This window comes from Saprospiraceae bacterium, assembly GCA_016713025.1.
Taxonomy (GTDB): Bacteria; Bacteroidota; Bacteroidia; order Chitinophagales; family Saprospiraceae; genus OLB9.
Genome location: JADJPZ010000004.1, coordinates 1,554,578 through 1,579,407 on the forward strand (window position 1 = coordinate 1,554,578; position 24,830 = coordinate 1,579,407).

At 38.0% G+C, this 24,830-nt stretch carries 24 protein-coding genes and 2 pseudogenes; 4 read left to right on the plus strand and 22 right to left on the minus strand.

All coding sequences use genetic code 11. From position 1 onward, the window contains the following. Positions 1 to 304 precede the first annotated feature (304 nt). The 22 genes and pseudogenes from yaaA to IPK35_13025 form a co-directional block, all read right to left on the minus strand. Positions 305 to 1,066: a peroxide stress protein YaaA gene (gene yaaA, locus IPK35_12920; protein MBK8054138.1), complete on the minus strand. Its 762-nt coding sequence runs from the start codon at positions 1,064 to 1,066 to the stop codon at positions 305 to 307. 181 nt (positions 1,067 to 1,247) lie between these two features. Continuing rightward, positions 1,248 to 3,167, minus strand: a complete 1,920-nt coding sequence (locus IPK35_12925) for an ABC-F family ATP-binding cassette domain-containing protein (GenBank protein MBK8054139.1) — start codon at positions 3,165 to 3,167, stop codon at positions 1,248 to 1,250. Between the two features lie 432 nt (positions 3,168 to 3,599). Next, on the minus strand, positions 3,600 to 4,088 hold the full coding sequence (locus IPK35_12930; protein MBK8054140.1) for a hypothetical protein: 489 nt from the start codon (positions 4,086 to 4,088) through the stop codon (positions 3,600 to 3,602). After that, a complete protein-coding gene (locus tag IPK35_12935; protein ID MBK8054141.1) occupies positions 4,072 to 4,776 on the minus strand; it encodes a peptide chain release factor H in 705 nt (234 codons plus the stop codon). The genes IPK35_12930 and IPK35_12935 overlap by 17 nt, the downstream gene beginning before the upstream one ends. 4 nt (positions 4,777 to 4,780) lie before the next feature. Beyond that, complete coding sequence (locus tag IPK35_12940; protein MBK8054142.1) at positions 4,781 to 6,175, minus strand: RtcB family protein; 1,395 nt, start codon at positions 6,173 to 6,175, stop codon at positions 4,781 to 4,783. Between the two features lie 443 nt (positions 6,176 to 6,618). Continuing rightward, on the minus strand, positions 6,619 to 8,046 hold the full coding sequence (locus IPK35_12945; protein ID MBK8054143.1) for an outer membrane porin, OprD family: 1,428 nt from the start codon (positions 8,044 to 8,046) through the stop codon (positions 6,619 to 6,621). A 241-nt stretch (positions 8,047 to 8,287) separates the two neighbouring features. Continuing rightward, complete coding sequence (locus tag IPK35_12950) at positions 8,288 to 8,731, minus strand: DsrE family protein (protein MBK8054144.1); 444 nt, start codon at positions 8,729 to 8,731, stop codon at positions 8,288 to 8,290. A 63-nt stretch (positions 8,732 to 8,794) separates the two neighbouring features. Beyond that, positions 8,795 to 9,370: a Uma2 family endonuclease gene (locus IPK35_12955; protein MBK8054145.1), complete on the minus strand. Its 576-nt coding sequence runs from the start codon at positions 9,368 to 9,370 to the stop codon at positions 8,795 to 8,797. An 81-nt stretch (positions 9,371 to 9,451) separates the two neighbouring features. Continuing rightward, positions 9,452 to 11,131 carry a 5'-nucleotidase C-terminal domain-containing protein gene (locus IPK35_12960; protein ID MBK8054146.1) on the minus strand — a complete coding sequence of 560 codons (1,680 nt, stop codon included), beginning with the start codon at positions 11,129 to 11,131 and terminating at the stop codon, positions 9,452 to 9,454. Positions 11,132 to 11,347: 216 nt separating this feature from the next. After that, positions 11,348 to 12,415: pseudogene (locus IPK35_12965) on the minus strand (c-type cytochrome). 28 nt (positions 12,416 to 12,443) lie between these two features. Next, positions 12,444 to 12,938, minus strand: a complete 495-nt coding sequence (locus IPK35_12970; GenBank protein ID MBK8054147.1) for a YeeE/YedE family protein — start codon at positions 12,936 to 12,938, stop codon at positions 12,444 to 12,446. A 12-nt stretch (positions 12,939 to 12,950) separates the two neighbouring features. Next, positions 12,951 to 13,517 carry a YeeE/YedE family protein gene (locus tag IPK35_12975; protein ID MBK8054148.1) on the minus strand — a complete coding sequence of 189 codons (567 nt, stop codon included), beginning with the start codon at positions 13,515 to 13,517 and terminating at the stop codon, positions 12,951 to 12,953. A gap of 143 nt (positions 13,518 to 13,660) precedes the next feature. Further along, positions 13,661 to 13,975 carry a rhodanese-like domain-containing protein gene (locus IPK35_12980; protein MBK8054149.1) on the minus strand — a complete coding sequence of 105 codons (315 nt, stop codon included), beginning with the start codon at positions 13,973 to 13,975 and terminating at the stop codon, positions 13,661 to 13,663. A gap of 58 nt (positions 13,976 to 14,033) precedes the next feature. Further along, positions 14,034 to 14,447, minus strand: coding sequence for a YeeE/YedE family protein (locus tag IPK35_12985; protein ID MBK8054150.1), 414 nt, complete (start codon positions 14,445 to 14,447; stop codon positions 14,034 to 14,036). A gap of 11 nt (positions 14,448 to 14,458) precedes the next feature. Beyond that, positions 14,459 to 14,953 carry a YeeE/YedE family protein gene (locus tag IPK35_12990; GenBank protein ID MBK8054151.1) on the minus strand — a complete coding sequence of 165 codons (495 nt, stop codon included), beginning with the start codon at positions 14,951 to 14,953 and terminating at the stop codon, positions 14,459 to 14,461. A gap of 71 nt (positions 14,954 to 15,024) precedes the next feature. After that, entirely contained in the window at positions 15,025 to 16,095 is a 1,071-nt protein-coding gene (locus IPK35_12995; protein MBK8054152.1) for a universal stress protein, read from the minus strand. After that, positions 16,092 to 16,241 carry a hypothetical protein gene (locus tag IPK35_13000; GenBank protein MBK8054153.1) on the minus strand — a complete coding sequence of 50 codons (150 nt, stop codon included), beginning with the start codon at positions 16,239 to 16,241 and terminating at the stop codon, positions 16,092 to 16,094. Before IPK35_13000 ends, IPK35_12995 begins: the two co-directional genes overlap by 4 nt. An 18-nt stretch (positions 16,242 to 16,259) precedes the next feature. Further along, positions 16,260 to 17,651: an MBL fold metallo-hydrolase gene (locus tag IPK35_13005; protein ID MBK8054154.1), complete on the minus strand. Its 1,392-nt coding sequence runs from the start codon at positions 17,649 to 17,651 to the stop codon at positions 16,260 to 16,262. Positions 17,652 to 17,791: 140 nt separating this feature from the next. Further along, positions 17,792 to 18,154 (minus strand): hypothetical protein, encoded by a 363-nt coding sequence (locus tag IPK35_13010; GenBank protein MBK8054155.1) that lies wholly within the window; start codon positions 18,152 to 18,154, stop codon positions 17,792 to 17,794. 91 nt (positions 18,155 to 18,245) lie between these two features. Continuing rightward, on the minus strand, positions 18,246 to 19,010 hold the full coding sequence (locus IPK35_13015; protein ID MBK8054156.1) for an alpha/beta hydrolase: 765 nt from the start codon (positions 19,008 to 19,010) through the stop codon (positions 18,246 to 18,248). A 45-nt stretch (positions 19,011 to 19,055) separates the two neighbouring features. Further along, entirely contained in the window at positions 19,056 to 19,667 is a 612-nt protein-coding gene (locus tag IPK35_13020; protein ID MBK8054157.1) for a transposase, read from the minus strand. A 5-nt stretch (positions 19,668 to 19,672) separates the two neighbouring features. Next, complete coding sequence (locus tag IPK35_13025; GenBank protein ID MBK8054158.1) at positions 19,673 to 20,734, minus strand: transposase; 1,062 nt, start codon at positions 20,732 to 20,734, stop codon at positions 19,673 to 19,675. 380 nt (positions 20,735 to 21,114) lie between these two features. Here IPK35_13025 and IPK35_13030 point away from each other — a divergent pair, with 380 nt between their 5' ends. The 4 genes and pseudogenes from IPK35_13030 (at position 21,115) to IPK35_13045 (ending at position 24,827) form a co-directional block, all read left to right on the plus strand. Then, positions 21,115 to 21,573, plus strand: a complete 459-nt coding sequence (locus IPK35_13030) for a hypothetical protein (protein MBK8054159.1) — start codon at positions 21,115 to 21,117, stop codon at positions 21,571 to 21,573. Positions 21,574 to 21,576: 3 nt separating this feature from the next. Further along, positions 21,577 to 22,509 (plus strand): DUF1800 family protein, encoded by a 933-nt coding sequence (locus IPK35_13035; protein MBK8054160.1) that lies wholly within the window; start codon positions 21,577 to 21,579, stop codon positions 22,507 to 22,509. After that, positions 22,494 to 23,366: pseudogene (locus tag IPK35_13040) on the plus strand (DUF1800 family protein). The gene IPK35_13035 and the pseudogene IPK35_13040 overlap by 16 nt, the downstream one beginning before the upstream one ends. 3 nt (positions 23,367 to 23,369) lie before the next feature. Continuing rightward, positions 23,370 to 24,827 (plus strand): DUF1501 domain-containing protein, encoded by a 1,458-nt coding sequence (locus IPK35_13045; protein MBK8054161.1) that lies wholly within the window; start codon positions 23,370 to 23,372, stop codon positions 24,825 to 24,827. Positions 24,828 to 24,830: the final 3 nt, after the last annotated feature.

Sequence of the window (24,830 nt, forward strand, 5' to 3'; positions counted from 1 at the left end):
GAAAAGGCAAACTTTTAATTAAAGGTTGGTCACCATGTTCAAAAAATCTTTGCCTTAATCCTCTATTGTGTTCATTTCTGATAAACTTCAAGGAATGATTGCTTCTGACAATATACAATGGTGTATAGCTAGAATTAGTACTTGTTTCAGATGTGGTGTGACGTTTCATTTTGTTAAGTTCAATTTAAACAGAAAACGTAACCTATTGAAATAAAGTTATTTGCAAAAAGATTCTTTAGACAAATGCTTGTAATTTAAGGATTACTCCTAGCATTGTCCCGAAGTTGGGGTTTTACCTTTTTTACTATTTTACAAAGACAAAAGATCGATCGTCTGACAATTCCGGATGATAGCAATACCCTTCTGTGTCAAAAAGTTTCAAATCATCAGGATGAGTTATTCTATTTTTGATCACATACGCAGCCATGAGACCTCGGGCTCGTTTTGCATTAAATGATACAAAAGATCTCTTTCCACCTTTCATTTCAAAAAACTCGGCATTGATAATATTCTTGTCTAGCTTGGAAACTTTTACACTCTTAAAATACTCGTCAGAAGCCAGATTCAGGAGGTAATTTGAATCAGAAGATTGAAGAGATCTGTTGATACCAAAAGTGATTTTGTCTCCCCAAAATTGGTAAAGATTGGATCCTAGAGTTGTTTTGAATTTCAGTCCCATCTCCAATCGATAGGTTTTCATCAAATCAAGAGGGCGCAAGATGCCATAGAGTCCAGATAATATAAGCAAATACTTTTGAGCGTATTCCATATCAGATGCACTAAACGAATGCGCATTCAATCCAGAGTATACTTCCCCTGTAAAATTATAAATGGCACTTCTGCTGTTTTCTGTTGAAATATCTACCGAAAGGGAGTCTATCAATGCACAGGTATGATCTGCAAGCTTGTCACTCAAAGACATAATTGATTTTATCTCGTCTCTGTTTTTGCATTTCAAAATATTTATCAATTCGCTTGTTTCTTCAATAAAAACAGGTAACGTGAACGTCTCAGCCTTAAGTGATTTGCTTTGTGAGGATTTGGATGGAGATAGTATTATGACCATAAAAATTGTTAATTATATAAATAATATGGGCAAATTTTTCATTTCACTTCAAATATATGGTTCAATTTTATTTTTTGGCATGGTTTTGGATAGGTTACTACCTGAGATTGAGTTTATGAGTAATTAATTAAGCAAATTGTTTACTCGAGACCGGTTCTGTAGGGAGAATCGGTCTTTTTTTTTATATATAAGCATCAGCTTCCAAAGATGCCATTTCCCACTCTTCCATCTTTTTTTCCAGATTTTTTTGCAGCAGCAAATATTTATTATTGACATCCATGAAGGAGGGTTGATTATAAAAATCCGGATCAGCAAGTTTTAATTCAAGTTCTGCCAGTTCATTTTCAATTTTGGAAATATCCCTTTCAATACCAGATATCTGTTTTTTGAGTTTGCGGGATTGTTCCGGATCAGTTTTTTTACCGGAATTTGTGGTGTTCAGATCATTAATTGATGTTTCAGATTTTTGCAATTCAACAGATCGCATGCTGTCCAGTTTCTTTTTATCAAGAAAGTACTCAATATCACCAAGATACTCCTTAATACTACCGTCTTTAAACTCGATGACCTTATTTGTCAATCCCGACAAAAAGTCCCTGTCATGAGAGATGACCAAAAGTGTACCTTCATAAGATATCAATGCCTTTTTTAGCACTTCCTTACTGTAAATATCGAGGTGATTGGTGGGTTCGTCAAGGATCAGAAAATTACAGGGTTTCATAATAAGCGATGCCATAGCAAGCCTTGCTCTTTCGCCACCCGAAAGTACACTCACTTTTTTACCGGCATCATCTCCGGAAAATAAAAACGCTCCCAGGATACTTCTTACTTTGGATCTCATTTCTTCGGGTGCTCGGTCTTCTATGGTATCGAGCACAGTAGATTTCAAATCCAATAATTCAGACTGGTTTTGAGCATAGTAAGAGAGATGCATGTTGGAGCCCTCTTCCATTTTCCCGTTTGAAGGAGGTATAAGACCAGCTATAATTTTGGCCATGGTCGTTTTTCCTTGTCCATTTTGCCCTACGAAGGCTACTCTTTCTCCTCTCTCAATAGCAAAATTCAAACCACTGAATACCTTTTTATCACCAAAAGACTTGCTGACATCTAATGCTTTGACGACCTCCCTACCCGATCTGGGCACTTCAGCAAACCGGATACTCATAGTTTTACCTGATTCTACAGGAGCTTCGATTCTATCCACTTTTTCGAGTTGTTTTTGCATACTCTGAGCCATCTTGGTTTTTGTGGCCTTTGCCATAAACCTACTGATGGTCTTTTCCTTCTGAGCTATATCCCTTTGCTGATTTTCATAAGCAGATATCTGTATGACTCGCTGCTTCTCTTTTTCTTCCAGAAATTTTTTATAAGACAATTTATAATCCAGAATATCGCCATTTTCTACCTCAATGATTCTGTTACACACATTCTCGAGAAACTGAATGTCGTGAGATATCACTATGACTGTCCCGGGATAATCTTTCAGGTAGTTTTCTAGCCAGATGATAGATTCAATATCAAGATGATTGGTAGGTTCGTCGAGCATCAAAACATCAGGAATTCTGAGTAGTAATTTGGCTAGCTCTATCCGCATTTTCCATCCGCCGCTGAATTCTGTTACTTTTCTGGAAAAATCTTCGTCTGTAAATCCAAGCCCTTTCAAAATTTTAGCTGTTTCAATTTCAAGGGTTGTGAGATTAAAATGTTCCAGTCTTCCGGTAAGCGCTGCAAGGTCTTCCAAAAGTCTGTGATACGAATCGCTCTCAAAATCCGTTCTTTCTGCAATCTGATGATTCAGTTCATCTAGTTGTTTTTCTATGTTTTGGGCTTCGTCATGACATGTCATGGCTTCTTCCATAACTGTAATGGTTTCATTTAGCGAAAACTCCTGCTTCAGATACCCGACTGATGTTCCATTGGGGAATTCAAGCACTCCTTCATCTGGTCTGGATAATCCGGCAATGATTTTTAAAAGTGTAGATTTTCCGGCACCGTTCATTCCTATCAAACCAATTCTTTCTTTGGGGCTGATCATAAAACTGATCGCATCAAGTAATACTCTTTCTCCAAATTTGACTGAAATATCTCTGACGTAATACATTAATCTTATACTTTTTTCAAAAAACATCACAAAAATATACTTTTTGAGCGTAGTGGTGTTGTTTCTGAATGAGTAAAACAAAAAATGAAGAAATCACTTACAGAAACAAGACAGATTATCTTGCAATGCTCATGGACAAATGATGGATGCAAGTAGCTTCATTTAATTTCCTATTTCTGCCATAAGTCATATAAATATAGAGTTATGGTAAAAATAGAAATTAACTTATTTGTTCGGCAAAGAAGATTTTGAAGATCAAATTTTAGGCATTTAAACCCAATGTCGTATAGATAAGCAATTTTCCATTGTTTTTACCCTATCTAAATCTTTCCCTTACAAGAAGGGAAAGACTTCATAAAGATGCCTTAATTAAACGACATCGCATTTATACCTTATCCATTATTTCATTAAAATATTTTGAGTTTCTTTGCTTTATTTGCTTTTCATTTTCTTCTTCACCTTAATCCTCGTTTCTGTTTTATCCATAAATACCTGATAATCCTCATTCAATACAATAGATTTTAGTTTGGTGATGACTCGCTTCACTTCTTTGTATTGGCAAAGTTTTTCTTTCAGTATGATCAACTTAGAAAAGATCAATGCTTTATCAATACCTTTGATAGTTAAGGCAAAGTCTATCAACTTTTCTGCTTCCACATCTTCATCAAAATCGATCAACAATTGTATGAAGTACGGGTACACAAAAACAGCCCCTATATCTGCCACCAATGCATCTTGAAAATACATTTTTGCAGTGGCATAGTCCTGCAACTGTTCTGCATACACTCTACCATATAGACAGAGTGTCGCAGCGTTGTTGTTGTCACCTGATAAGGCGTAATCCAAGGATTCTATGGCTTCTTCCAAATAATATGGGTAAGCATCCAAAGCTTTACATAAATATTTATCTATTGAACTCATTATTTAAATCATTTTTTAAATTGTTTTTTAAACTTAACCTTTGGGATTTATATCCCTTTTCTACTTTCATTTTTTTAAAATCGGAGCCACGAAATACCCTCACAGGATTACCACGTTCTATTTGCATTTGGTTTTTCCATTGAGACAACTCATTGGTTTTTAAAGCTTCCAGATGTTTTTCACGGATTTTCACAAGAAGACGCTCATAAGCCAGTTTTTTGTTCTGATGCTGTGAGCGACTATCCATGGCTACTACTTGTATGCCCGTAGGTAGATGTGTGGCTCGCATCGCAGAACTGACCTTATTGACATGTTGTCCACCGGCTCCCGAACTGCGCATCGCCTGATACGAAATATCGCTGTCTTTGATCTCCATGTCAGTGGCATTTCCCACTTCAAAGATACCAATGTACCAGTTTTTGCGTTTGTGGTCTTTGCGTATCTCACTTTCTCCTATCCATTGTATCGTACCAATCCAAGAATCCACAAAACTCAATGCTTGGGCACCTTCAACAGACAATAATGCCGTATCTATAGAGCCATTTTCGTCCCCTGCTACTTTCTGCAATACTTGTACATCTAGTCCAAGACTCCTTGCATCATCCATTAAAATCTGAAGTACCCGAGCGACAACCCGGGTACATTCAGCCGGTCCACGACCTGATGTGATTTGAATTAACTTTTGCATGATGTTATCCTTTATCCATTTTTACAATTTTGGGCGTGAATGTGCCCATGATGTCCACCAACTCTGTTTGCAACGACATGACTTTCGTGATATCTTTGTATGCCATCGGCGACTCATCGATGCTACCACCGATCAAAGTCACACTAGCATCCTTGAGTCGTTTTTTGATCTCATGCTGAGTAAACTGAGACTTACATTGTGCTCTAGAAAACAATCTTCCTGCTCCATGTGAAGCAGATTGTATGCTGTTATCATCGCCTTTGCCCACCACAATATACCCAGGTGCAGTCATAGATCCCGGTATGATGCCCGCGACGCCTTTTGCTGCTGGTGTCGCTCCTTTTCGGTGTACGATACACTCCTTGCCATCTACGATTTCGCGCCAAGCAAGATTATGGCTGTTACTGATATTGACTAAGACTCGTTTGCCTAGTGCTTTGCTGAGCCGTCGGTGTATGTCTTCGTGGCAAGCCGCTGCATAATCACATGCCAAGTTCATAGCCAACCAATATTCCATACCATCATGTGTGTTCAGGTCCAACCACGCCAGATGCTGCACCTGACGTGGCAAAGGACACTGCTTCATAGCGAGGGTCGTATAATGTTTGGCAATATTGGCACCCAATCCGCGTGATCCACTGTGCGACAAGACTGCAAAATAACTTCCAGGCTTAAGTTTCCACTCTGGCAATGTCTGTTCGATATCTACGATACCAAACTCTACAAAATGATTGCCGCCACCAGAAGTGCCGAGTTGTTTGTACGCTTTGTCGATCATACCTTTGAGCAATGGAATTTCTCGGAACTCCTTTCTGTCCAATACGGCATGATCGGCCTTGATTTTGTGTGTCTCCGTCATCCCAAATTTGGTGTGATCGTTAAGGATGTTTTTCAGCTCATCTTCCCGACCAGTCATGTAGGTGCCTGGCAAATCAAAGATAGACAAACTCATCCTACAGCCGATATCTACACCGACACCGTAAGGAATGACCGCATTGTCCGTAGCCAATACACCACCTATCGGAAGTCCATAGCCAGCATGACCATCAGGCATAAGCGCACCCTTGACCGCAATGGGAAGCTTTAGAGATTCATACAATTGATACTTTGCAGCATCTTCAATTTCGTTTTCCCCGTAGATCTGAAAAGGCACGCGTTCTGACTTTAGTTTATGCATTTTGAGTTCTACAGGTTTGACGAGACTCTCTGCGATCTTTCCCCAAGTTGGGTCGCCCATAAAAGTATCAGGTTGTAGCAAAACTTCTTTTGCTTGTGCCAGAACACTTTCTTTTTTCTCGCGCTTTTTGTATCTATTGATATATCCGAGCGCAATGTTTATTGAATTATTTTGAGGAAAGCCCAACTTAATTAAGTCTTTCCCTGAGATTTTACTTCCCATGAATGATTGATTTTGAATTAATAAAATATAAATAAATGTGCAATATGAATTGCAAGACGGTAGGTTTGCCTGAAATATAATTTCAAGCTTCAAAGTGATACCAAACGGGAAATTTTAGTTAACTCATCCTAAATCCTTCTCTTAAAAAAGAAGGACTTGAATAAAAACAAAAAAGCCCGTTGAAATGTACTTCTTCGGGCTTCATATATCTATGGGAAAGTAAATTCTTAAGAGTAATGTAAGCCACGAAGAACGCTGTCAGCAGGTGCTGCGCTATTCTGAAAAGTTGTGAAACAAGACATAATCTTCGTGTTAAAATGGTTTGTAATAAATATCGGTGCAAATGTATGCAATATTGAAATACAAGATTGGTTGCAAGACTAAAAAAACTTATTATTAAGAGATATTAAGACAGAATTAACAGAAGAGTGCCAAAAGACGCTCTAAAACCTGAAATTCAAGACTACATTAACAAGGTTCATGTCCACTTTATGGATGACATATCGGGAATTACCATAGGTTTCGCCCTGATTCCACTTACGAACATAAAGGAGTTGCGCTTCTAAACCCTGAAGCCAGCCACCAAACTTGTGTCGCACATCCATATTCATCTGAGTATAGGAAGGCATACCATATTTATTGAGATAGAAGTCTTTTACATCGGGAAGGTGTACATTGCCCAACATAATAGTGGAAGTCGTGCTTTGAGAAACCTTATACGTCGATTTCAGAACCAAAGCAGTGGCATCACCGTATCCTTCATTCCTTTCTCTTGGCATAAAAGTATAAAAGTAGTCCCTTCCCCACTCTCTCGGCATCAGGTATCTGCCACTATCAGTGATATGATTAAAGTTGACACTGTGATCCCATTTTGAATTTTTCCATCCCACCCGACCTCCGAAAATCCAAACATTATTAGTATTGGTGTTATAGGCAAGATTGGGATTAGAGTTGCCTCCATTTCCCACTTTTACCTGGATTGCCGATTGAGTTCCCAGATAATATTTACCGTTAGCCAAAGGTTTTTCCAATTCCAATTGTATTAAGGATGTATTAAATATATTGTCCAAATAAATATTCCAAAACTGAAGATTGAAAGATTGTTTGTGCTGCCACTGATAATTAAATAATAGAGCACCTTTGGTATTTACATTACCAGCATATAAAGACCTATTGCCGCTGGCATCCACTCCAGCTGGAAAAACACCTATAGATTGATCTGTGTCGTACCATTTAGATGTACTGCGAGGTGCTACTCCCATGATCAAACCTGACTGAATAAGATGCTGTGATTTTGTGCGGAATTCCAACCATAGGCCAGATGCAGCAGTGGGCCTCATACGACCATCCTGAAGATTGATAAAAGGGGTATTGAGCAATTGACGGCCAAACGTAGCTTTGAAGTACCTGTGCTGATACTTTATAAAAAATTCTTCCACCCGGTTGATCTCACCTACTTTAGTTGGATTATCCATGTCAAATAAGCCCAATTCATATCTATTGGACTGTCCGGTAGATTCATCTTTTTTTAGTAAATCTGATGAGCCTGCATTAAAAATATAAAATCCACTGACACCCATGGCAAACCCTTTAAAATTGGCTGTTTCAAATCGAATTCCTCCACCAACTGCATTGGCACAATAATCAGATAAATCTCCTGTATTATCAGTGCCGGAAAAAAAATAACGGAAATGACCATGTACGGTACCTTTGGTAAATGCACCGAGGATTGTCATAGAATCAGAAATAGTTTTGTTAGTTTCCGATTGCCAGATCTTGGGTTTCTCTTGCAACTCCTGATGTTGGCCTCTTGCAGCATACGGCAATATAATAGACAAAATAAAGACAAGTGAAACAATATGTAATTTCAAAATATTAAAAATTTTAAATAATGTATAAATATTTAATAATCTGTGCAGTACAGAATATACTAACAATATGGCAGACCGTAAATGTAGCTGATGATAATTTGAATATCCATGTCTTTTAGATAAGGAATTTTTCTTTGTTTTTACCCTATCTAAATCTTTCCTTTACAAGGGAAAGACCTCATAAAGAGGTCTTAACTAAACGACATTAATTTGAATATTGTATTTAAGCTTTGGTGAAAAATCAATAACCTGCTTTTATATAGCTCCATCCCTTTTCCTGCTTTTGCACTATTTCAAGAATACCGCCTGGTACTGTCCTGCATTCGCCGAGGAGTTGTTCGCGTTTGATATTTTTTTGTTGCATTGTGAACTCACAACCGACAAAATCGACCTTATATTTTTCCGCCAAATCTTTCAGGTCTGTGAGTACCAAAGATTTATCTTTATGAATAAAGCTCATACCAGGGCCATGACAAACCACTTCCAGCTTGGTACCCGGAGCCAATCTTTGCAAATTATTTAACTGCCGTACCATAGCATTATGATCGGCCGTATCTTTTGATACCATCTGGAAAATTATTTTATGCGTTTTTGCTTTTTTGGATTCTGCTTTGCCTTTGGATTGAGCTGATAAACTTCCTGCAGTCATCAAAAATGAAAGAAAAATTAGAATTAAATGTTTCATATATTATTTTTATTTGATCTTAAAATATGGTTTTGGGGTGTTTAAAAGGTATTATTCCTATAGTCATTCATTTTCAAATACATCAGTATAAACATCTGATAGAAGTAACTCTTCAGCAATTGTTTCAATGGTAAATTTGTCTTCGATACTCCTGTAATCTTTTAAAGTCCAACTACCATCTCCATTTTTACAGTAATACTCCACTCTAACAGACATAGAATCTATCAGTATGTACTCTCTCAAGCTTTCAATGTCTCTATAAAGTGTAAATTTTTGACCTTTGTCATAATCGTAAGTACTTTTACTAAGTATCTCTATGATCACAGATGGATTGGTTATTGTGTCATTGGCAGAGTCGGTCATCTCAGGCTTACCACATATGATAGATATATCAGGATACGTATAAAGCGTATTTTTGGGTATATGAATTCTCAAATCACTACCATATGGCTGACATGATTTACCTTTTAATTTATTGTAAAGTGTACCATATGTATTCTTGAATATCTGATTGTGCCGAAAAGATGCTCCGCTCATAGCAAAGATTTCACCCAGATAAAATTCATGTTTATCTAAGGCAAGTCGTTCACTTTCAAGATATTGTTCTTGCGTTATGTATTGCTGCTCTGGAAGTCCCATATCTCTGGATTTATCTGCAAATATATGCAAATTTAGTGATAAATGATTGATCTAAAACTGATTAAATAGCATAAAATAAACTTAGTGAAACTGATAATCTACACCATAAACCTGTGACAACAATGTCTCAGGTGCATCCAATACTACAGCATTATGTTTTGGAAATGGTTTTACAGGAGATGCTTTTTTCAGATATTCTCTCATATTTTCGTGCAATGTATAGGGCAGATTTTTCGGCTCCATAACATTTCTGATTCTGCAAATCATATCTGCCGGATCACCATCTCGCTCACAAGCTGCAATACTATAAACCTTATCCGGTTCTAAAAATTTTCCGGCAATGGTCACAGACTCTCCTCTTTGTCCTTCTTCCTTAAAAGCATAAAATTTGACAATCATGCCATTAAACTTGGTGACCCAACCTCCAAATCGTTTGCCAGCGTCTTTTGCAAAAACATTGTTTAACTCCTTTTCGAGCCATTCTTTAAGTTGTTTGCCTGTGACTTTACCTACACGGATATAACTATCAACAGGAAGCATATCATAAATGAAGCCATTGGTGATCGGAATGTTGCCCGTAGCATCCGGTGTGGATCTTGGCGGACAAAATCTAAATCCATTGGAAAGGACTATGTCAATATCTGGCAATTTCCATCTGAGTGCATCCAGTATCATGGTGTCAATGGTATTTTCGATAACAAAGTAACGATACAATGGTACTGAACTGTAACCTACAATTCGGTTGATGTCTTCCCAATATGGACTCTCCAGATTTTTGATCAATCCATTAATTTCCTTATCTTCTTTGTATTTATCAACCGTAATTTCATCCAGGAAATATGCATCTTTTACAATTTTACCATCTTTTACAGTCAGTTCCAATCTGCCGCAAAATGAACCAAAAGCACCAGGCTCGACGACCTGAGCATATTTTCCATGAATAGGTTTGCGCACCCTTTCGTGTGTATCTCCACCAAATATATAGTCAACTCCTTTGCAAAGCTCAAGATTGGACAAATGAATCTGCTGAGAGAGCCCCATATGTGCTACAATGATTACAAAATCACACTGTTCCTGATAGCGCAGTACATCTATGTATTGTGCCACATTTTCTTCCGGTTTGGTGTACAGGATACCTTTACTGTAATTGGGTGATTGTCTGATTGGTACGAGATGATCTGTATAACCCAAAAAACCTATTTTTATTCCATTCACTGTCCAGGTATAATATGGAGGAAAAATATGATCACCACGCTTTCCTTCCCCCAGATCATGATACATATTGGCACATACTTTGGGCCCATGCAATCCTCCCAACAAACGTTGCATCTCCTTTTTACCATAGATGACTTCCCAATTTCCCGGCAGGTAGAGATCATATTTTAAAGCATTGAGAATAGGAGATATTGCTTTACCTGTTGTTTTTACAGAAAGTTCACTGCCTTGAAACATATCTCCTGTATCCATCAGAAATATATGTTTATTTGCTTTCCTTTGTTTCTTCAGATAAGTAGCAAAATGGGCATATCCACCCGTTTTCCTGAAAACCGCTTTTCCGTTTTCCCAGAACAACTCATCATGAGGATGAATCTGACAATGCACATCAGTAGTCTGCAGGATGGTCAGTTTAAATTCCGTGGACTTGCCATCTATATCTTCAACCATTTCACTTGATTGATGCAATGTCTGTGGGCTGATGAATCCAACACCGGCGCTCACAGCTCCAACAGTTTTTAAAAATGATCTTCGATTGTGGCTCATTGTAACTTGTTGATTTGTTTACTTACTAAATTGTTATATTGCAAAAGTACTGATCCCGACTATTTCTAGACTTCACTTCGATTGTTCAAGAGTTCGGTTGCTCGTTTGTTCGGTTGCTCGTTTGTTCGGTTGCTCGTTTGTTCGGTTGCTCGTTTGTTCGGTTGCTCGTTTGTTCGTTTGCTCTGTTGTTCGATTGCTCGGTTGTTAAGTTGAATGTCATTTTGACACGTTCCTTGCTTCCGCAATTGGTTTAAAAGGTCCGTATTTATGTTGTTTTTCGTCAAAACCATCGCTATAAGGTCCAAAAGGATGATCAATAGGTTTTTTGCTGATATTCGGCCAATCTTCAGGTGTATCTTTATGAGGACGTGGTTGACTATTTATGAATGCTGCAAGATCTCAGGCCTCTTCATCAGAAAGTTGAGGTGATGCATGAGATGCTCCCAGAGGCATATTGTACTTGATATATTTAGCAAAATTGGATAACCTGTAAAGACCTGCTGCATCATTGTAAGAGTGCCTCCCCCATAGCGGAGGATAGGTATAGACAATACCGTCAGTCGCCATAATACCTTGTCCATCAGCCAAGTGGCAGGATGCACATTTTACATCATAAATAGTTTTGCCTTTTACAGGATCAGCTGATCTGTCCAAAAACGGAAGATCTTTCAAACCTGACCCCTTGACTACAACACCTTTCTCTACATCTTGTCCTAAAAACAACATGTACGCTTTGATCGCTTGCATTTCCGAACTCATAGTGTCAAGTGGTTGTCCATTGAGACTCCTTTCAAAACAATCATTGACACGTTTGTAAATATTCTCTTCAGTTCCACTTCTGGCTCTAAACTTCGGAAAAGTTGAAGCCACTGATCCGTAATTGTTACCAAATGCTTTTGTACCAGCATCGAGATGACAATTCTGGCAATTCATACCATTAGAAATCTGTGCCACTGAACCTTTTGGTCCAAGGTATTTTGCGGTATTGGCGATCAAGTCCTTACCATAGAGAATCTGACTTTCCAATGCTGACCCTTTTAATGATTCCAACTCAGGAGCTGTCCAATATTTATTTGAATCCTTGGTATATTTATCATTTTTAGCCATCAGAGATGAGTCTATAACCATCGCAGAAAATTTTGGCAGCGGTAAGATGTCACCTGAATCATTAAAAACCTGAAAAATAAAAAATACCACAGCAATCACCGCAATGATAACAAAGTACACCAAAGACTGAATATGAAGAAATGTACTTTCTGTTGTTTTTAAATTTTCAGGTTTCATTGTAAAGTATCAGATTTTTATTGGTTGATCAATGTGGCAGTTTATCTCTCAACAAACCATAAATCCAAGTACCTGCAATAGCACTCAATACAGTGATTAAAACAACCGATGCTCCTGTACCCACCTGAGCAAACAATGGTCCCGGACATGCGCCGGTAATGGCCCATCCGATGCCAAACATCAATCCACCAATGATGATACCTTTATTGAATGGTTTGGTTACTATGACTATGTCTTCTCCATAGATCGTTTTGATTTTGAATTTTCGAATCAACCAGACTGATAAAGCCCCAACGGCTATTGCACTCCCTATGATGCCATACATGTGGAAAGACTGAAAGCGAAACATCTCTTGTATTCTGAACCAGGAAACAATCTCCGCTTTGACAAAAACAATTCCAAACAGAATGCCTATGATAAGATATTTTATATTGTAATACCATGGGTGGGTCAGTTGGCTCTCATTGACGCACATGGCATCCAGTTCGCGTTTTTGAAGATCTTCTTTTTGTGACGTATTCATGATGGAAGTGTTTTAAAGTGATAGAATTAATGGAAGTAATACATTGGCAGCAAAGAAACCACCGAGCATAAAACAAACGGTTGCCAAAAGCGAAACCCAACTCATCGCTGATATCCCCATGATGGAATGCCCACTGGTACATCCTCCGGCATACCGTGTTCCGAATCCTACAAAAAATCCACCTAACACTATCATCAGCAATCCTTTTATGGCTAATATTCCGTCCCAGTTGACCACATCAGAAGGGATCAATGCATTAGAATAATCTGTAATGCCGTATCCTGCCAATTCTTGCTTCAGATTTTCATGAATAACTATTTGCTCACCACTATCTAAGTATTTAGCAGCTAAAAGCCCACCAATAATTATCCCCAGAACAAAAATAAGATTCCAAATCTCCTTCTTCCAGTCATATTTAAAATAGTCAATTCCAGCCGGGATACAAGCAGCGCAGATATGACGCAATGAAGATGAGATACCAAAATTTTTATTGCCAAGTATGAGCAATGCCGGCACAGTCAGACCTATCAAAGGCCCTGCAATGTACCATGGCCAAGGTTGTGTAATAGATAAAAACATGATATTTTGATTTTTAATGAGAAAAAACGATGTCGGCAGCAAAATTAATAGAAAATAATACTGATTTGCTATTTTATTGAATATGATTCACCAATCACCATTTTATTGCATCCATTATATTTCTTAAAAACATTGTAGTGTTCCTATCCCGTATATCCTGCTACATTTTGCCAAGGACCTGCATCTGTTACATTACTGACACCACTACTTTCGAGAATTGATTTCGCTTGACTGCTTCGGTTTCCGCTACGACAAAAAACAACAATGTCTTTTTTCCCTTTAAATTTTGAAAGATTGGCAGCTACTTTGTCCAGTGGAATGTTGACTGATCCTTTAGGATGTCCTGACGCAAACTCACCCGGTGTGCGAACATCTACTAAAAACGGTTTTCTGGCGATCACTTCTGATAAATCTACTGAAGGACCCGGACTGAATAATGATTTTAAAAAATTGAACATATTTTTATTTATTAAGAATTATTTAATTTTAATTACAAATTACTAAAGTTATTCAGGATCAATGCGGCAGGTAATTTTTAAGTACCCCATATAAGTAAGTGCCCAAAATGGCAAAAAGGAAAACTATGCCCATAGCAAAAAATCCATATCCTATGTTGACTACCATAGGTCCGGGGCATGCACCGCTCAGTGCCCAGCCCATACCAAAGACAGTCCCACCAATCAAATATCGGGTTATAGACTTGTCTTTGGGGTAAAACACTATCGGATTGCCGTGATAATCCCTGATTTTATATTTTTTGATTGCCCACACTCCTATCACTCCTGTGACTACTGCCACGCCTATGATACCATACATATGGAATGCCTGAAATCGGAACATTTCCTGTATCCTATACCATGAAATAGCTTCAGATTTTGCCATCACGATTCCGAAAACAATACCAGCTATTAAGAATTTTATTAATTTCATTTATTTATGGTTTAAAATATGATGGGAAATAATAGATGGGTCATCAAAAGTCCGCCCATAAAAAACCCTATAACTGCAATTAAAGAAGGAAGTTGCAAGTCAGATAATCCGCTGATAGCATGACCTGAAGTGCAGCCACCGGCATACCTGCTACCAAATCCGACCATAAGTCCTCCGAGAGCAAGGATTAAAAATCCCTTTATAGACAAAACTGCATCCATACTGAACAGCTCTGCCGGCTGTATATCTGCAGGAGCACTAAATCCCAATTCCTGCAGATCAGTTTTGGTAGCCTCAGATAGTTGGATCGGAGCATCTTTTTTAAGTAAAGTACCTGAAATAAATCCACCAATAATCGCACCTGTGAGAAACACCAGATTCCACATTTGATTTTTCCAATTAAAATTCAAAAAACTCACCTTTTTACCTGCACCTGCAGCCGCACATATCGTCCTGAGATTGGCCGAAAAGCCAAAAGATTGACCAAAAAATAAAAGTACAAACATGATCCCAGAAATGACCAATCCGGAAAACCACCATGACCAACTCTGCGTTATAAATTCACCCATAATTTATTCTAATTTGTTTTGAGATGGAAAGAAATAATAGGTTTAAAAAGGTGTTTGATGAGTGTTTCAGCAGCACTTTTATGGAAAAAACCTCCTTGTCCGTGTGTGCCTATAAATACAATGTCAGCATCTTGAATTTTCAAAAATTCCTTTACTCCTGATTCTACATCAGCGGACTCTATGATGTGATTTTGATGTTTGCCTATCTGATGAGATGCGGCGTATTTGTCCATGTTGTCAAACAAAACGGACTTATCCAATTTTGAAGCATCATTATGAATATAAAGTTGATGGTAGGTTGCGTTAAAATACTTCGAAAACTTATGCATAAGGGGCATTTTCGTATCATCATTATCCATAAAATCATGAACAAAAAGTACATCTTTAATTACCAGGTCAGAACGATCACACATTAATGAAAGTAACGGAATTTCTGATCTTCTGGCGATCATTTGAGCCTGAGATGATGAAACTTTCTCCTTTATACCCCAAGACCCTTTTGTACCCATCACAATCAGATCAAAATGCTGACCCTCAGCAAACTGCAGAATAGTATCTGTAATTTTTCCCAACCGAAAATGGACTGTGATATGATGACCATACTGATCCTTAAGTTGCTGAAGTTTGGCCTCTGCAATTCTTTTCTGATCTTTAATGTAGTTGACATCTATCTCACCACATGTCTCCACTTGTCCTGTTTCGCTCATGGTGACTGTATCGGGTACATCCATCACATGCAGAAAATGTACATCCACCGACAAATGCTCTTCCAACTTCCTTGCCATGAGGTAAGAATAATCAGCTTGTACTGAAAAGTCGGTAGGAATCAGGATTTTAAGCACATTTTCGTCTTTTAGTCCTGAAATTTGCAACGACATTTCCGGAAGAGATTCTTTAATGATGTTGTCATTATGGACACCCGATGCCTTCATCAATTCCTGAGCCTGAGCTAAGGAACCTCCATCAATGACATTATTAATGCCATAATCTGACAGGATTTTTTTTGCGTGGGCGCTTCTGTTACCGCTCCTGCAGTACACTACAATCTGCGGGTAAGTGCGTAAGGTGTCAGCTTTCATTTCCACCAATTCCAAAGGAATATTGATGGCTCCTCCAGGTGACCCGAAGCAAATTCACTTTTGCTTCGTACGTCCAGGATAAGGGCTTCTTTTTCGACTACCTTATCATCAGAAGCATTAAAAAGATTTTTAAATTTAGAGAACATAGGATATTTTTATGAAAACTAGGAAATCACTTCTTCTCCTTTGGCTACCCATTCATTCATACCTGGTGAGTAATTGGTCACATTTGTAAAACCTTCTTTGACCAATATAGAATATGCAATGGATGATCTGTCTCCTCCCTGGCAATGAATGACCACATCTTTGTCCTTACTGATTTTGTCGGTATTCTGAAGGATGGTTCCAACAAATATATTATCGGCACCTTTTACATGTCCGGCATTATACTCGGCTACACCTCTAAGATCGATGATTTGTGTATTATCATCATTAAGTTTGGTCTTAAAGTCGTCATATCCAATCATATTGGCAGTCTGTAATGCTCCTTGATATACAGATACTGAAGGTATGTAACCCATAATGTTGTCCAAACCAATTCTCATAAGCTTTCTTGTGAGATCATCCAATTGAGAAGGATCAGCAACCAAAATAAAAGGCTCATCGTAGGTCAAAAACCAGCCTGCCCAGGTAGCAAAAGAATTATTTCCCTGGATATTGATACTTCCAGGAATAAAACCAGCTGCAAAATCAGCTTTATTTCTTGCATCTATCAATTTGATTCCTTTGTCCATAGCATCTTTCAAAGCTGTTGAAGACAACTCCTTTAATTTGGGTACATAGGTCAATAATGGTCTGTCAACCTTATTGAGTTTTTTCATCATGGCAAAATACTTAGGTGGTTCCGGCTGATCAGCCAACAAGTAATCTACAAAACCGCCCTTATTTTCTTTATATTGAAGTGCCCAGTTTCTGATTTTTTCATAACCTACAGTGGTACTCGGCACTGCTCCCAAAGCTTTACCACATGCGGATCCCGCACCATGCCCAGGCCATACTTGAATATAGTCAGGCAATGCATCAAATTTTTTAATGGATTCATACATCTGTAGAGCACCTGATTCCTGCGTACCTTTAATACCTGCTGCTTTTTCAAGCAAATCAGGTCTGCCTATGTCACCTACGAAAACAAAGTCTCCCGTAAACAGCATCACTGGCTCTTTGCTGGCTGGCGTATCTGTAAGCATGATACTGATACTCTCTGGTGTATGCCCCGGAGTGTGGATGATTTCAAACACGAGATTTCCCATTTTGATCTTGTCTCCATCCTTAAGACCCTGATGTGCAAACTGATATTGCCAGTCAGGTCCACCCTCATCTGAAAGATACATATCTGCACCCGTAAGTGCAGCCAATTCGCGCGATCCGGATAGAAAATCAGCATGAATATGCGTTTCAAATATATGAGTGATCTTCATATTGTTTTGATTTGCGATATCAATATAGGTATCCACATCTCTTTTTGGGTCAATAACCGCAGCTACACCAGCCTTCTGGCAACCTATCAAATAACTGGCTTGAGCCAAACTTTTGTCATAAATGTGTTGAAATAACATGTTTTGAATATTTTGATGGTGCAAAGATAAGATCAACAAAAGGTGAAAGGATGTAACCTATGTTACCAAAAGATGATTTAGATCATCTTTTTATTAATAAATAGTTTTTCATATATTTTTGGGGCATAGACCCCTTCGTTTTACTTCTTTTCAAAGTACTTCACAGGTAAAATAACAGAAACAGCTAATAAAGTTAAAAACATCATGACTCCAATAAATAGTAATTGTGTTCCATTTTTATCTTCGGCCGGAAATTCATGAAATTCTGACAATAGGGCAAACAACATGTAAAAACTACCCAACCCAAGGATTAAACCTACGCATAATGCTAAGTATTTGTTCTTCCACACTACAAGAATAGAGAGTAACAGTCCACAGACGATCATCCCATAATTAACACAGGATGTATTTATTAAATCCATTATAATGACAACCAATATTCCTGAGAATAAAAAAATCTCTGGCAGGTATTTCAGATACCTGGTGTTTGGATTTAATGTCATATTTTCTTTATGATCTACTTGAGTAAAACTACTTTTTAAAATTTAGTATTGTCTTGAAACATTTATATAGGGTAGTCATTTTTTAAAGCACCTACGAGCAATATTTTTTCTGCAAAAATTGCAAAATCAAATTTTCACAGGACTCAGGCGCTTCAAGATGCCCCATGTGCCCTATAGGTAATTCTTTAAAAGAAATATGAGGGTATCCGCTCAAGGTTTTGCGTAACAATTCAGTATTTACTGCTGAATCAAAGGTGCCGCAGATGACCTGGACGGGAATAGTCGTATTTAATAAAATGTCTGTTCTGTCAGGTCGTTCGCGCATACCTAAAATAGCAGCAGTAATCCCTTGTAAAGTGGCTTCTTTTGCCCAGGATTTTGCTATAAATATTTCGTCTTTGAGATCTTGAATCAGATTGGCGTTGAACAGATTAGGTACTCCTGCATTAATAAAAGCATCAAGATCATTTTGAGCCGACTCTACTGCACGTAATCTCTGCATTTTTTTATCATCTGTATCCGCAAACGAAGATGAAAAAAACAAAGTCAGTCCTTTGACAACATCAGGATATCGTTGCATCAATGCAAGGATCACGTAACCACCCATAGAATGGGCAACGAAAAATGTCTCAGCAATGCCCGTTTTATTTAAAACTTCCATGATTTCATCTGCCATGAATTCCATAGAGTGAAGGACAAACTCACTATCCGACAAGCCATGACCCGGCAAATCGACTAAAATGGATTGATATTCTGATTCATCCAAGGGAAGAAAATCCCACATTTTATGATTTTCCATAAAACCGTGTACCAAAACTACCGGCTTTCCACTTCCTTTAACCTTGTAATACAACACTTGATAAAAGTTATAAAATTGAGTCCGCTCCGAAAAGCTCTATTTTTAAAAATCGCATAAAATAGTACTCTTGGGCTGACGGGATAAAAAATTGACATCTTGAAATAAGGTTTTTATAATCTGACGCCTCGTATAGACCATCACAATTGTTTTGATGAAATTTAGGGCAATATTTGGCAAGTTTTGGCCATTTTCTGTCACAAAATTTACGATTCGGACAAAGTTCACCCATAAACATCTCATGTTGGCCCACATTTGATGTTTGCTTAATCCCCTATACCTACTCTTTGCATTGGGGTAGTGATAACTTACCTGAAATATGGTGGCTTCAACATTGTTTCTTCTCTGTATTTCTTCTTTTGGTGTAGATTCTATTTTCTTCCTGATCTGGTAGGTATCTATTTCTTTTTGCGTGATATATCTGTATGATTCGCCTGTCTTTATTCGCCATTTTTCAGTACCATCTTTACTGATTACTTTTATACTTTCTACTTCTTCACCAGTTTGTGTATCTTTTACTTGCAATGTTTGGTCTTCCGTCATTTCCAACTCGTATCTTCCTTTGGCTCCTTGTATTGCTTGTAGGTTTAAGTCTATATCGTTGTCTTTACAATAGTTTTGATTTTCGGGACTATGGTAGGCACCATCTGCATACACTGATTCTATCTTATCTGATATGATTTCCTGTGTTTTTCGGTATCTTCTTTTAAGAAGTCAGTGTCAGGAGTACTTACTACTTTAACATTGACATTCGTAATTAAATTTAGATTTTCATCATCGCATGTCTCCGTTACATTCACACTGTAGCCTTTTACTTCTTGTTTTTTTTGTCCATCGTTACCTCCTTTGCTACGGTAGGTACTGTCGGTATCGTGTGGCGATTGTACAGACTGCGCCGATATGGATTCTTTTTCTTTGGCTACTATCATTTTATCTTCGGTGATCTCGTACTGTTCGGTGAATACTCTTTGTAATGTTTTGTAACTGTCTGTTTGTGAGCCTTCGGTTAGCTCTAATACTTTCGATATCAGGGTACCTAACTCTTTTAATTTACTCTTAACTTCCTGGCTCGTATGGGTGTACACTACTTTGTCTCCTTGCATTTTTAGTGCGTCTTCCAGCTTCTCTTTAAGTGTAGCTTCTAAGTGAGCATTGTCTTTTATTTCCTTGTAATAAAGCTCTAACGTTTTATGTATCAATTCGTAACGGCTCAACCATGCTATATTACTTCCCAATAACTTACTGTCCATTCTTATTTTCTTGCCGCTTACTCCAAATTCAATACATTGATCCTTTGTCGTCTGGGCAAATACTTCTGCAAATAGATTTTTTCCGTTTTCCTTGTCATAAGCTGCTACATTGTGCCGAAATAGATAGTAAGTGGATTCTGTAGGTATGGTGTCGCTTAAATTTAATAACCCTAATGCACTTCGATATAACAAGTTGAATCTACAGTTTTCAAATATCTTCTCATCACTCAAACCATCTGCTTCCTTCAATATCATCATCCCTATCATTACTCGTATGGATGCATTTGGTCTGCCTTGACTATCACTATATAAAGGACTGAACAACTCCTCGTCTATGCGCATAATCACTTCTTTGCGAAATAGATTATGCCAGGCATCAGGATTTTCATACACTGTTTGTACCTTGCCACTAAATAATGAAACAGGGCTTGAAAACATATCCAACTGTAGGTGCTTTGATGATTTTTTTAGCATCCGGATTAAAGTTATTTTGATATCACAAATTTAAAACATATGTTCTTTTTTATACTATATTTGTGAATCAATTATTAAATACTTTTCGGAGTGGACTCAAAATTATAAAATACAACAAAGATAAAATACTAAATCAATGAATCAGACATTTCAAAATTTCCAAATAAAATACTTAGTAAACAATGTCCCTTTAAAAACCAATTCAACTCAAAAATATTTCTCAACATACTGTATAGAGAGTAAATTATTTTTGATAAACATCATTGCATACATTAAAACACCGTATTTACCCTTAAAATTTACCTTTTAAAAATGGATGAATTCACTTATAAATAAAGTTTAATATATCAATACCTTTGTCACATTAAAAATATCATAATATGAAGCCATTAGCATCAGCCCTTTTAATTTTGTTTTCAATCACTTATGCACATACTCAAAATATGCTTTTACTGAAATCTACAGGAAAGGTTGTAATAGGTGATACATCGCAAATGTCAACTCCGGGAAATTATAGTTTGTATGTTCAAAATGGTGTTTTGACCGAAAAGGTCAAAGTATCTCTGAAAAGTACTGCAGAATGGTCAGATCATGCTTTTGAAAAATGTCCCACAATTGAACAGGTTTCCGAAACCATCGCAAATCAAAGTCACCTATATGACATGCCATCAGCAAAAACACTGGTCAAAGATGGATATGAACTGAAGTCAATGGATGCAAAATTGCTCGAACAGATAGAATGGTTGTGGCAACATGCGATCAAACTTGACAAAGAGAACAAATCACTGCAGGAAGAGATAACCAAACTTAAAATTGCTCAATCTACTTCAAATAAGTAAAAAATGGTTTCAAGGATATTATATTTATGGATTGCCATGCTTGTAATAGTCTGTGCGCCTCTTTTCGGCCAACCGGATACACTGATACTTGGATATGGTGGTTCAGGTATAGCAGTAACATCGAGCAGCAGTTCTATATCTGGATCTGAAAACAATACTATATCCCAGACAGGATTCCTTCCAAATGAAAATGCGGCATCCCGATTCTTATCTCATGCTACTTTGGGGCACAACCAACAAAATATCCAGCAAGTGATTTCCATGGGGATCGAAGACTGGTTTTCAAATCAAATCACTTTGCCAAGAGCTTTCACCCTCGAAAGCAAGATCAGGTCTTTACACAAAATGGTGATGGACTCAACAAATAGTCCAACGGCAGGAGCCTCAAACCGCCTTTGGGATTATGCCTGGTGGCAATATTTGATGACATCGAATGATGCTCTGAGACAGAGAGTTGCACTGGCATTGAGTGAGATGCTCGTGATTTCAGAAAACTCCGCTTTTTCAAATAATGCGTATGCCATGGGATTATTTTATGACAAGCTACTTCACGGAGCCTTTGGCAATTACAGAGATTTGCTCACTTCCATAACTTACAGTCCGGCTATGGGTACTTATCTGACATATCTCAACAATCCAAAAGCCAACCCCGCTGCCAATCAATTTCCTGATGAAAACTACGCAAGGGAAGTCATGCAGCTGTTCACCATCGGTACTGTGATGCTCAATAATGATGGCAGTGTCATCAAAGACGCAAACAATCTGCCGGTGCCAACGTATGACAATGAAGATATTATCGAATTTTCAAAAATATTTACCGGGTTGACCTGGGCAGACAGGACACAATGGAACAGAAGTGCTCAAAATGACACATCATATATCCCGAATATGGCGATGTGGGATACGTGGCATGAACCAGGCCAAAAACCCTTTTAAATGGATTTGTAGTACCGAACAGAAATCCAGTCAATGGAAATGCAGATATCAAAGATGCTTTGGACAATTTGTTTAATCATCAGAATACTCCGCCCTTTGTGTCAAGATTTTTGATTCAAAGATTAGTGTCATCCAATCCAAGTCGTCAATATATCAACAGAGTAGCCAATGTTTTCAAAAATAACGGCCAAGGTGTCAGAGGAGATATGGCAGCAGTGATTAAAGCGATACTGCTTGATTCAGAAGCCACAGACTGCAGCAAAGGAGACGACATCCAATTCGGAATGTTAAGAGAACCTTTTATAAGGTATGTTCAGATACATAAGGCTTTTAATGCCTCCACTCAGAGTGGTAACTATCGAAATGATATGAATTATATTTACCAGTACACGGGTCAGCGGCCATTGGCATCTCCAAGTGTTTTTAATTTTTTTCAACAGGATTATCAACCCATCGGACCGGTGGAAGAAGCAGGACTTGTAGCACCTGAATTTCAGATTACTGATGCACAGACCATTGCAGGGTTTGTCAATGGCTTGTACAGATGGCTGTTTGACAATGATTTAGCTGATGAATACGATCTTTTCACGAATGAAGTTGATGCTCACTATGCGGATGAAATATCGAGTATAGACCTATCCGGCGAAATTATAAATACTACAGACGATAAGTTACATATTTTATTGGACAGATTAAATATGGTACTTGCCCATGGAAGAATCTCTGCTCCGAGTCTAAATACTATCACCAAAGTCATCAAAGAATTTCCTTCAGTTTCCACCACAGAAAAAACAGACAGGATAAAACTAGCAATATATCTCGTCATGACTTGTCCTGAATACCTTATCAATCGCTAAAATATGAAGAAAAGAAATATTAACAGAAGACAGTTTCTCGGAGAAGCCAGTTGTTCAGCCGTAGGTTCAATGGCTTTTTTATCGTCTGTCCTGAATTTGGGTGCTATCAATACACTTGCAGCGCGACCGCATATTCTGGATGACTCCAATGATTATAAAGCCATGGTCTGTATTCTTCTTGCCGGAGGTTGTGATACGCATAATGTGCTAGTACCCACACAGACTACTGAATATAGCAATTACGTTGCAACAAGAGGATCTCTGGCTTTGAGTTTAAGTGCAAATCCAGCTCAGTTATTACCACTTAATTTCAACAATGCCGGAAAGACTTATGCGGTGCATGCGGGCATGAACAGAGTCAGAGACATGTTTAATGCAGGAGACCTTTCATTTATGGCCAATATCGGTACTTTGATAGAACCGATTGCCAACGCCACAGAGTACAATTCAGGTTTAAAAAAAATACCACTTGGTCTCTATTCACATTCTGACCAGATCATGCAATGGCAAACATCTGTTCCTCAAAGCCGCTCTGCAGTTGGCGTTGCTGGAAGGATAGCAGATATGCTCCAGGATATGAATACCATTCCACAAATTTCAATGAACATTTCCTTGAGTGGAAAAAACCGTTTTCAATCAGGAAATACCTATAATGAATACTCTATCACAAGATCTACAACGGCTTCTAATATTGGATTTACATCATTTCCTTCATGGTGGAGCGATGCAGGATATAAAACTATGACCAGAAACGGAGCCATCAGTAACATGATGGAACAGGCGTATACCAACATATTTCAGAAAACATTCGGTAGTTTGGGTAAATCTACTATAGATGCTGTAGATAAATTCAGAATAGCACTTGAAAATGTGGTGCCTTTAAACTCTGCTTTTTCTGCGTCATCCTTGGCACAGGATATGAAAAAAATAGCTGAAATCATCAGTGTCAAAAGTTTTTTAGGAGCCAAAAGACAAATCTTCTATATCACTTATGGTGGCTGGGATCACCATGACAATGTTTTGGGAAGTCAGGCTGCAATGTTACCTGTCTTGAGTAATGCTATGGCTGAGTTTAATGATGCCATGACAGAAATAGGTATGAAAGATAAAGTTGTAACCTTTACCATATCGGATTTCGCAAGGACATTAACTTCCAATGGAAATGGATCTGACCACGCCTGGGGAGGAAATCAGATGATCATGGGTGGGCCGATTACAGGTGGAAAAGTTTTTGGCACCTACCCTTCTCTGGCTTTGAACAACAATAACTATAATCTATCTTCCCGAGGCAGAATATTGCCAACTACGTCCGTGGATGAATTTTATGCTGAACTTGCACTATGGTATGGTGTATCACCTAATGATCTGAATTATGTTTTGCCGAATTTGTGTAATTTTTATACTCCAACCTGTCCCGCTTCAGTGCCTGGAAATTATATGCCAATAGGTATGTTTTCGTAATCC

What these genes read in the sequence shown, in the direction of transcription:
- IPK35_13000 (MBK8054153.1), bottom strand. Translation starts at nt 16,241, where the DNA reads ATGTTCTCTAAATTTAAAAATCTTTTTAATGCTTCTGATGATAAGGTA.
- IPK35_13035 (MBK8054160.1), top strand. Translation starts at nt 21,577, where the DNA reads ATGGTTTCAAGGATATTATATTTATGGATTGCCATGCTTGTAATAGTC.
- IPK35_12925 (MBK8054139.1), bottom strand. Translation starts at nt 3,167, where the DNA reads ATGTATTACGTCAGAGATATTTCAGTCAAATTTGGAGAAAGAGTATTA.
- IPK35_12985 (MBK8054150.1), bottom strand. Translation starts at nt 14,447, where the DNA reads ATGAAATTAATAAAATTCTTAATAGCTGGTATTGTTTTCGGAATCGTG.
- IPK35_13025 (MBK8054158.1), bottom strand. Translation starts at nt 20,734, where the DNA reads ATGCTAAAAAAATCATCAAAGCACCTACAGTTGGATATGTTTTCAAGC.
- IPK35_12980 (MBK8054149.1), bottom strand. Translation starts at nt 13,975, where the DNA reads ATGTTCAATTTTTTAAAATCATTATTCAGTCCGGGTCCTTCAGTAGAT.
- IPK35_12950 (MBK8054144.1), bottom strand. Translation starts at nt 8,731, where the DNA reads ATGAAACATTTAATTCTAATTTTTCTTTCATTTTTGATGACTGCAGGA.
- IPK35_12995 (MBK8054152.1), bottom strand. Translation starts at nt 16,095, where the DNA reads ATGAAAGCTGACACCTTACGCACTTACCCGCAGATTGTAGTGTACTGC.
- IPK35_12930 (MBK8054140.1), bottom strand. Translation starts at nt 4,088, where the DNA reads ATGAGTTCAATAGATAAATATTTATGTAAAGCTTTGGATGCTTACCCA.
- IPK35_13005 (MBK8054154.1), bottom strand. Translation starts at nt 17,651, where the DNA reads ATGTTATTTCAACACATTTATGACAAAAGTTTGGCTCAAGCCAGTTAT.
- IPK35_13010 (MBK8054155.1), bottom strand. Translation starts at nt 18,154, where the DNA reads ATGACATTAAATCCAAACACCAGGTATCTGAAATACCTGCCAGAGATT.
- IPK35_12940 (MBK8054142.1), bottom strand. Translation starts at nt 6,175, where the DNA reads ATGGGAAGTAAAATCTCAGGGAAAGACTTAATTAAGTTGGGCTTTCCT.
- IPK35_13030 (MBK8054159.1), top strand. Translation starts at nt 21,115, where the DNA reads ATGAAGCCATTAGCATCAGCCCTTTTAATTTTGTTTTCAATCACTTAT.
- IPK35_12970 (MBK8054147.1), bottom strand. Translation starts at nt 12,938, where the DNA reads ATGAATACGTCACAAAAAGAAGATCTTCAAAAACGCGAACTGGATGCC.
- IPK35_12960 (MBK8054146.1), bottom strand. Translation starts at nt 11,131, where the DNA reads ATGAGCCACAATCGAAGATCATTTTTAAAAACTGTTGGAGCTGTGAGC.
- yaaA (MBK8054138.1), bottom strand. Translation starts at nt 1,066, where the DNA reads ATGGTCATAATACTATCTCCATCCAAATCCTCACAAAGCAAATCACTT.
- IPK35_12975 (MBK8054148.1), bottom strand. Translation starts at nt 13,517, where the DNA reads ATGTTTTTATCTATTACACAACCTTGGCCATGGTACATTGCAGGGCCT.
- IPK35_12990 (MBK8054151.1), bottom strand. Translation starts at nt 14,953, where the DNA reads ATGTTTGTACTTTTATTTTTTGGTCAATCTTTTGGCTTTTCGGCCAAT.
- IPK35_13045 (MBK8054161.1), top strand. Translation starts at nt 23,370, where the DNA reads ATGAAGAAAAGAAATATTAACAGAAGACAGTTTCTCGGAGAAGCCAGT.
- IPK35_12935 (MBK8054141.1), bottom strand. Translation starts at nt 4,776, where the DNA reads ATGCAAAAGTTAATTCAAATCACATCAGGTCGTGGACCGGCTGAATGT.
- IPK35_12955 (MBK8054145.1), bottom strand. Translation starts at nt 9,370, where the DNA reads ATGGGACTTCCAGAGCAGCAATACATAACGCAAGAACAATATCTTGAA.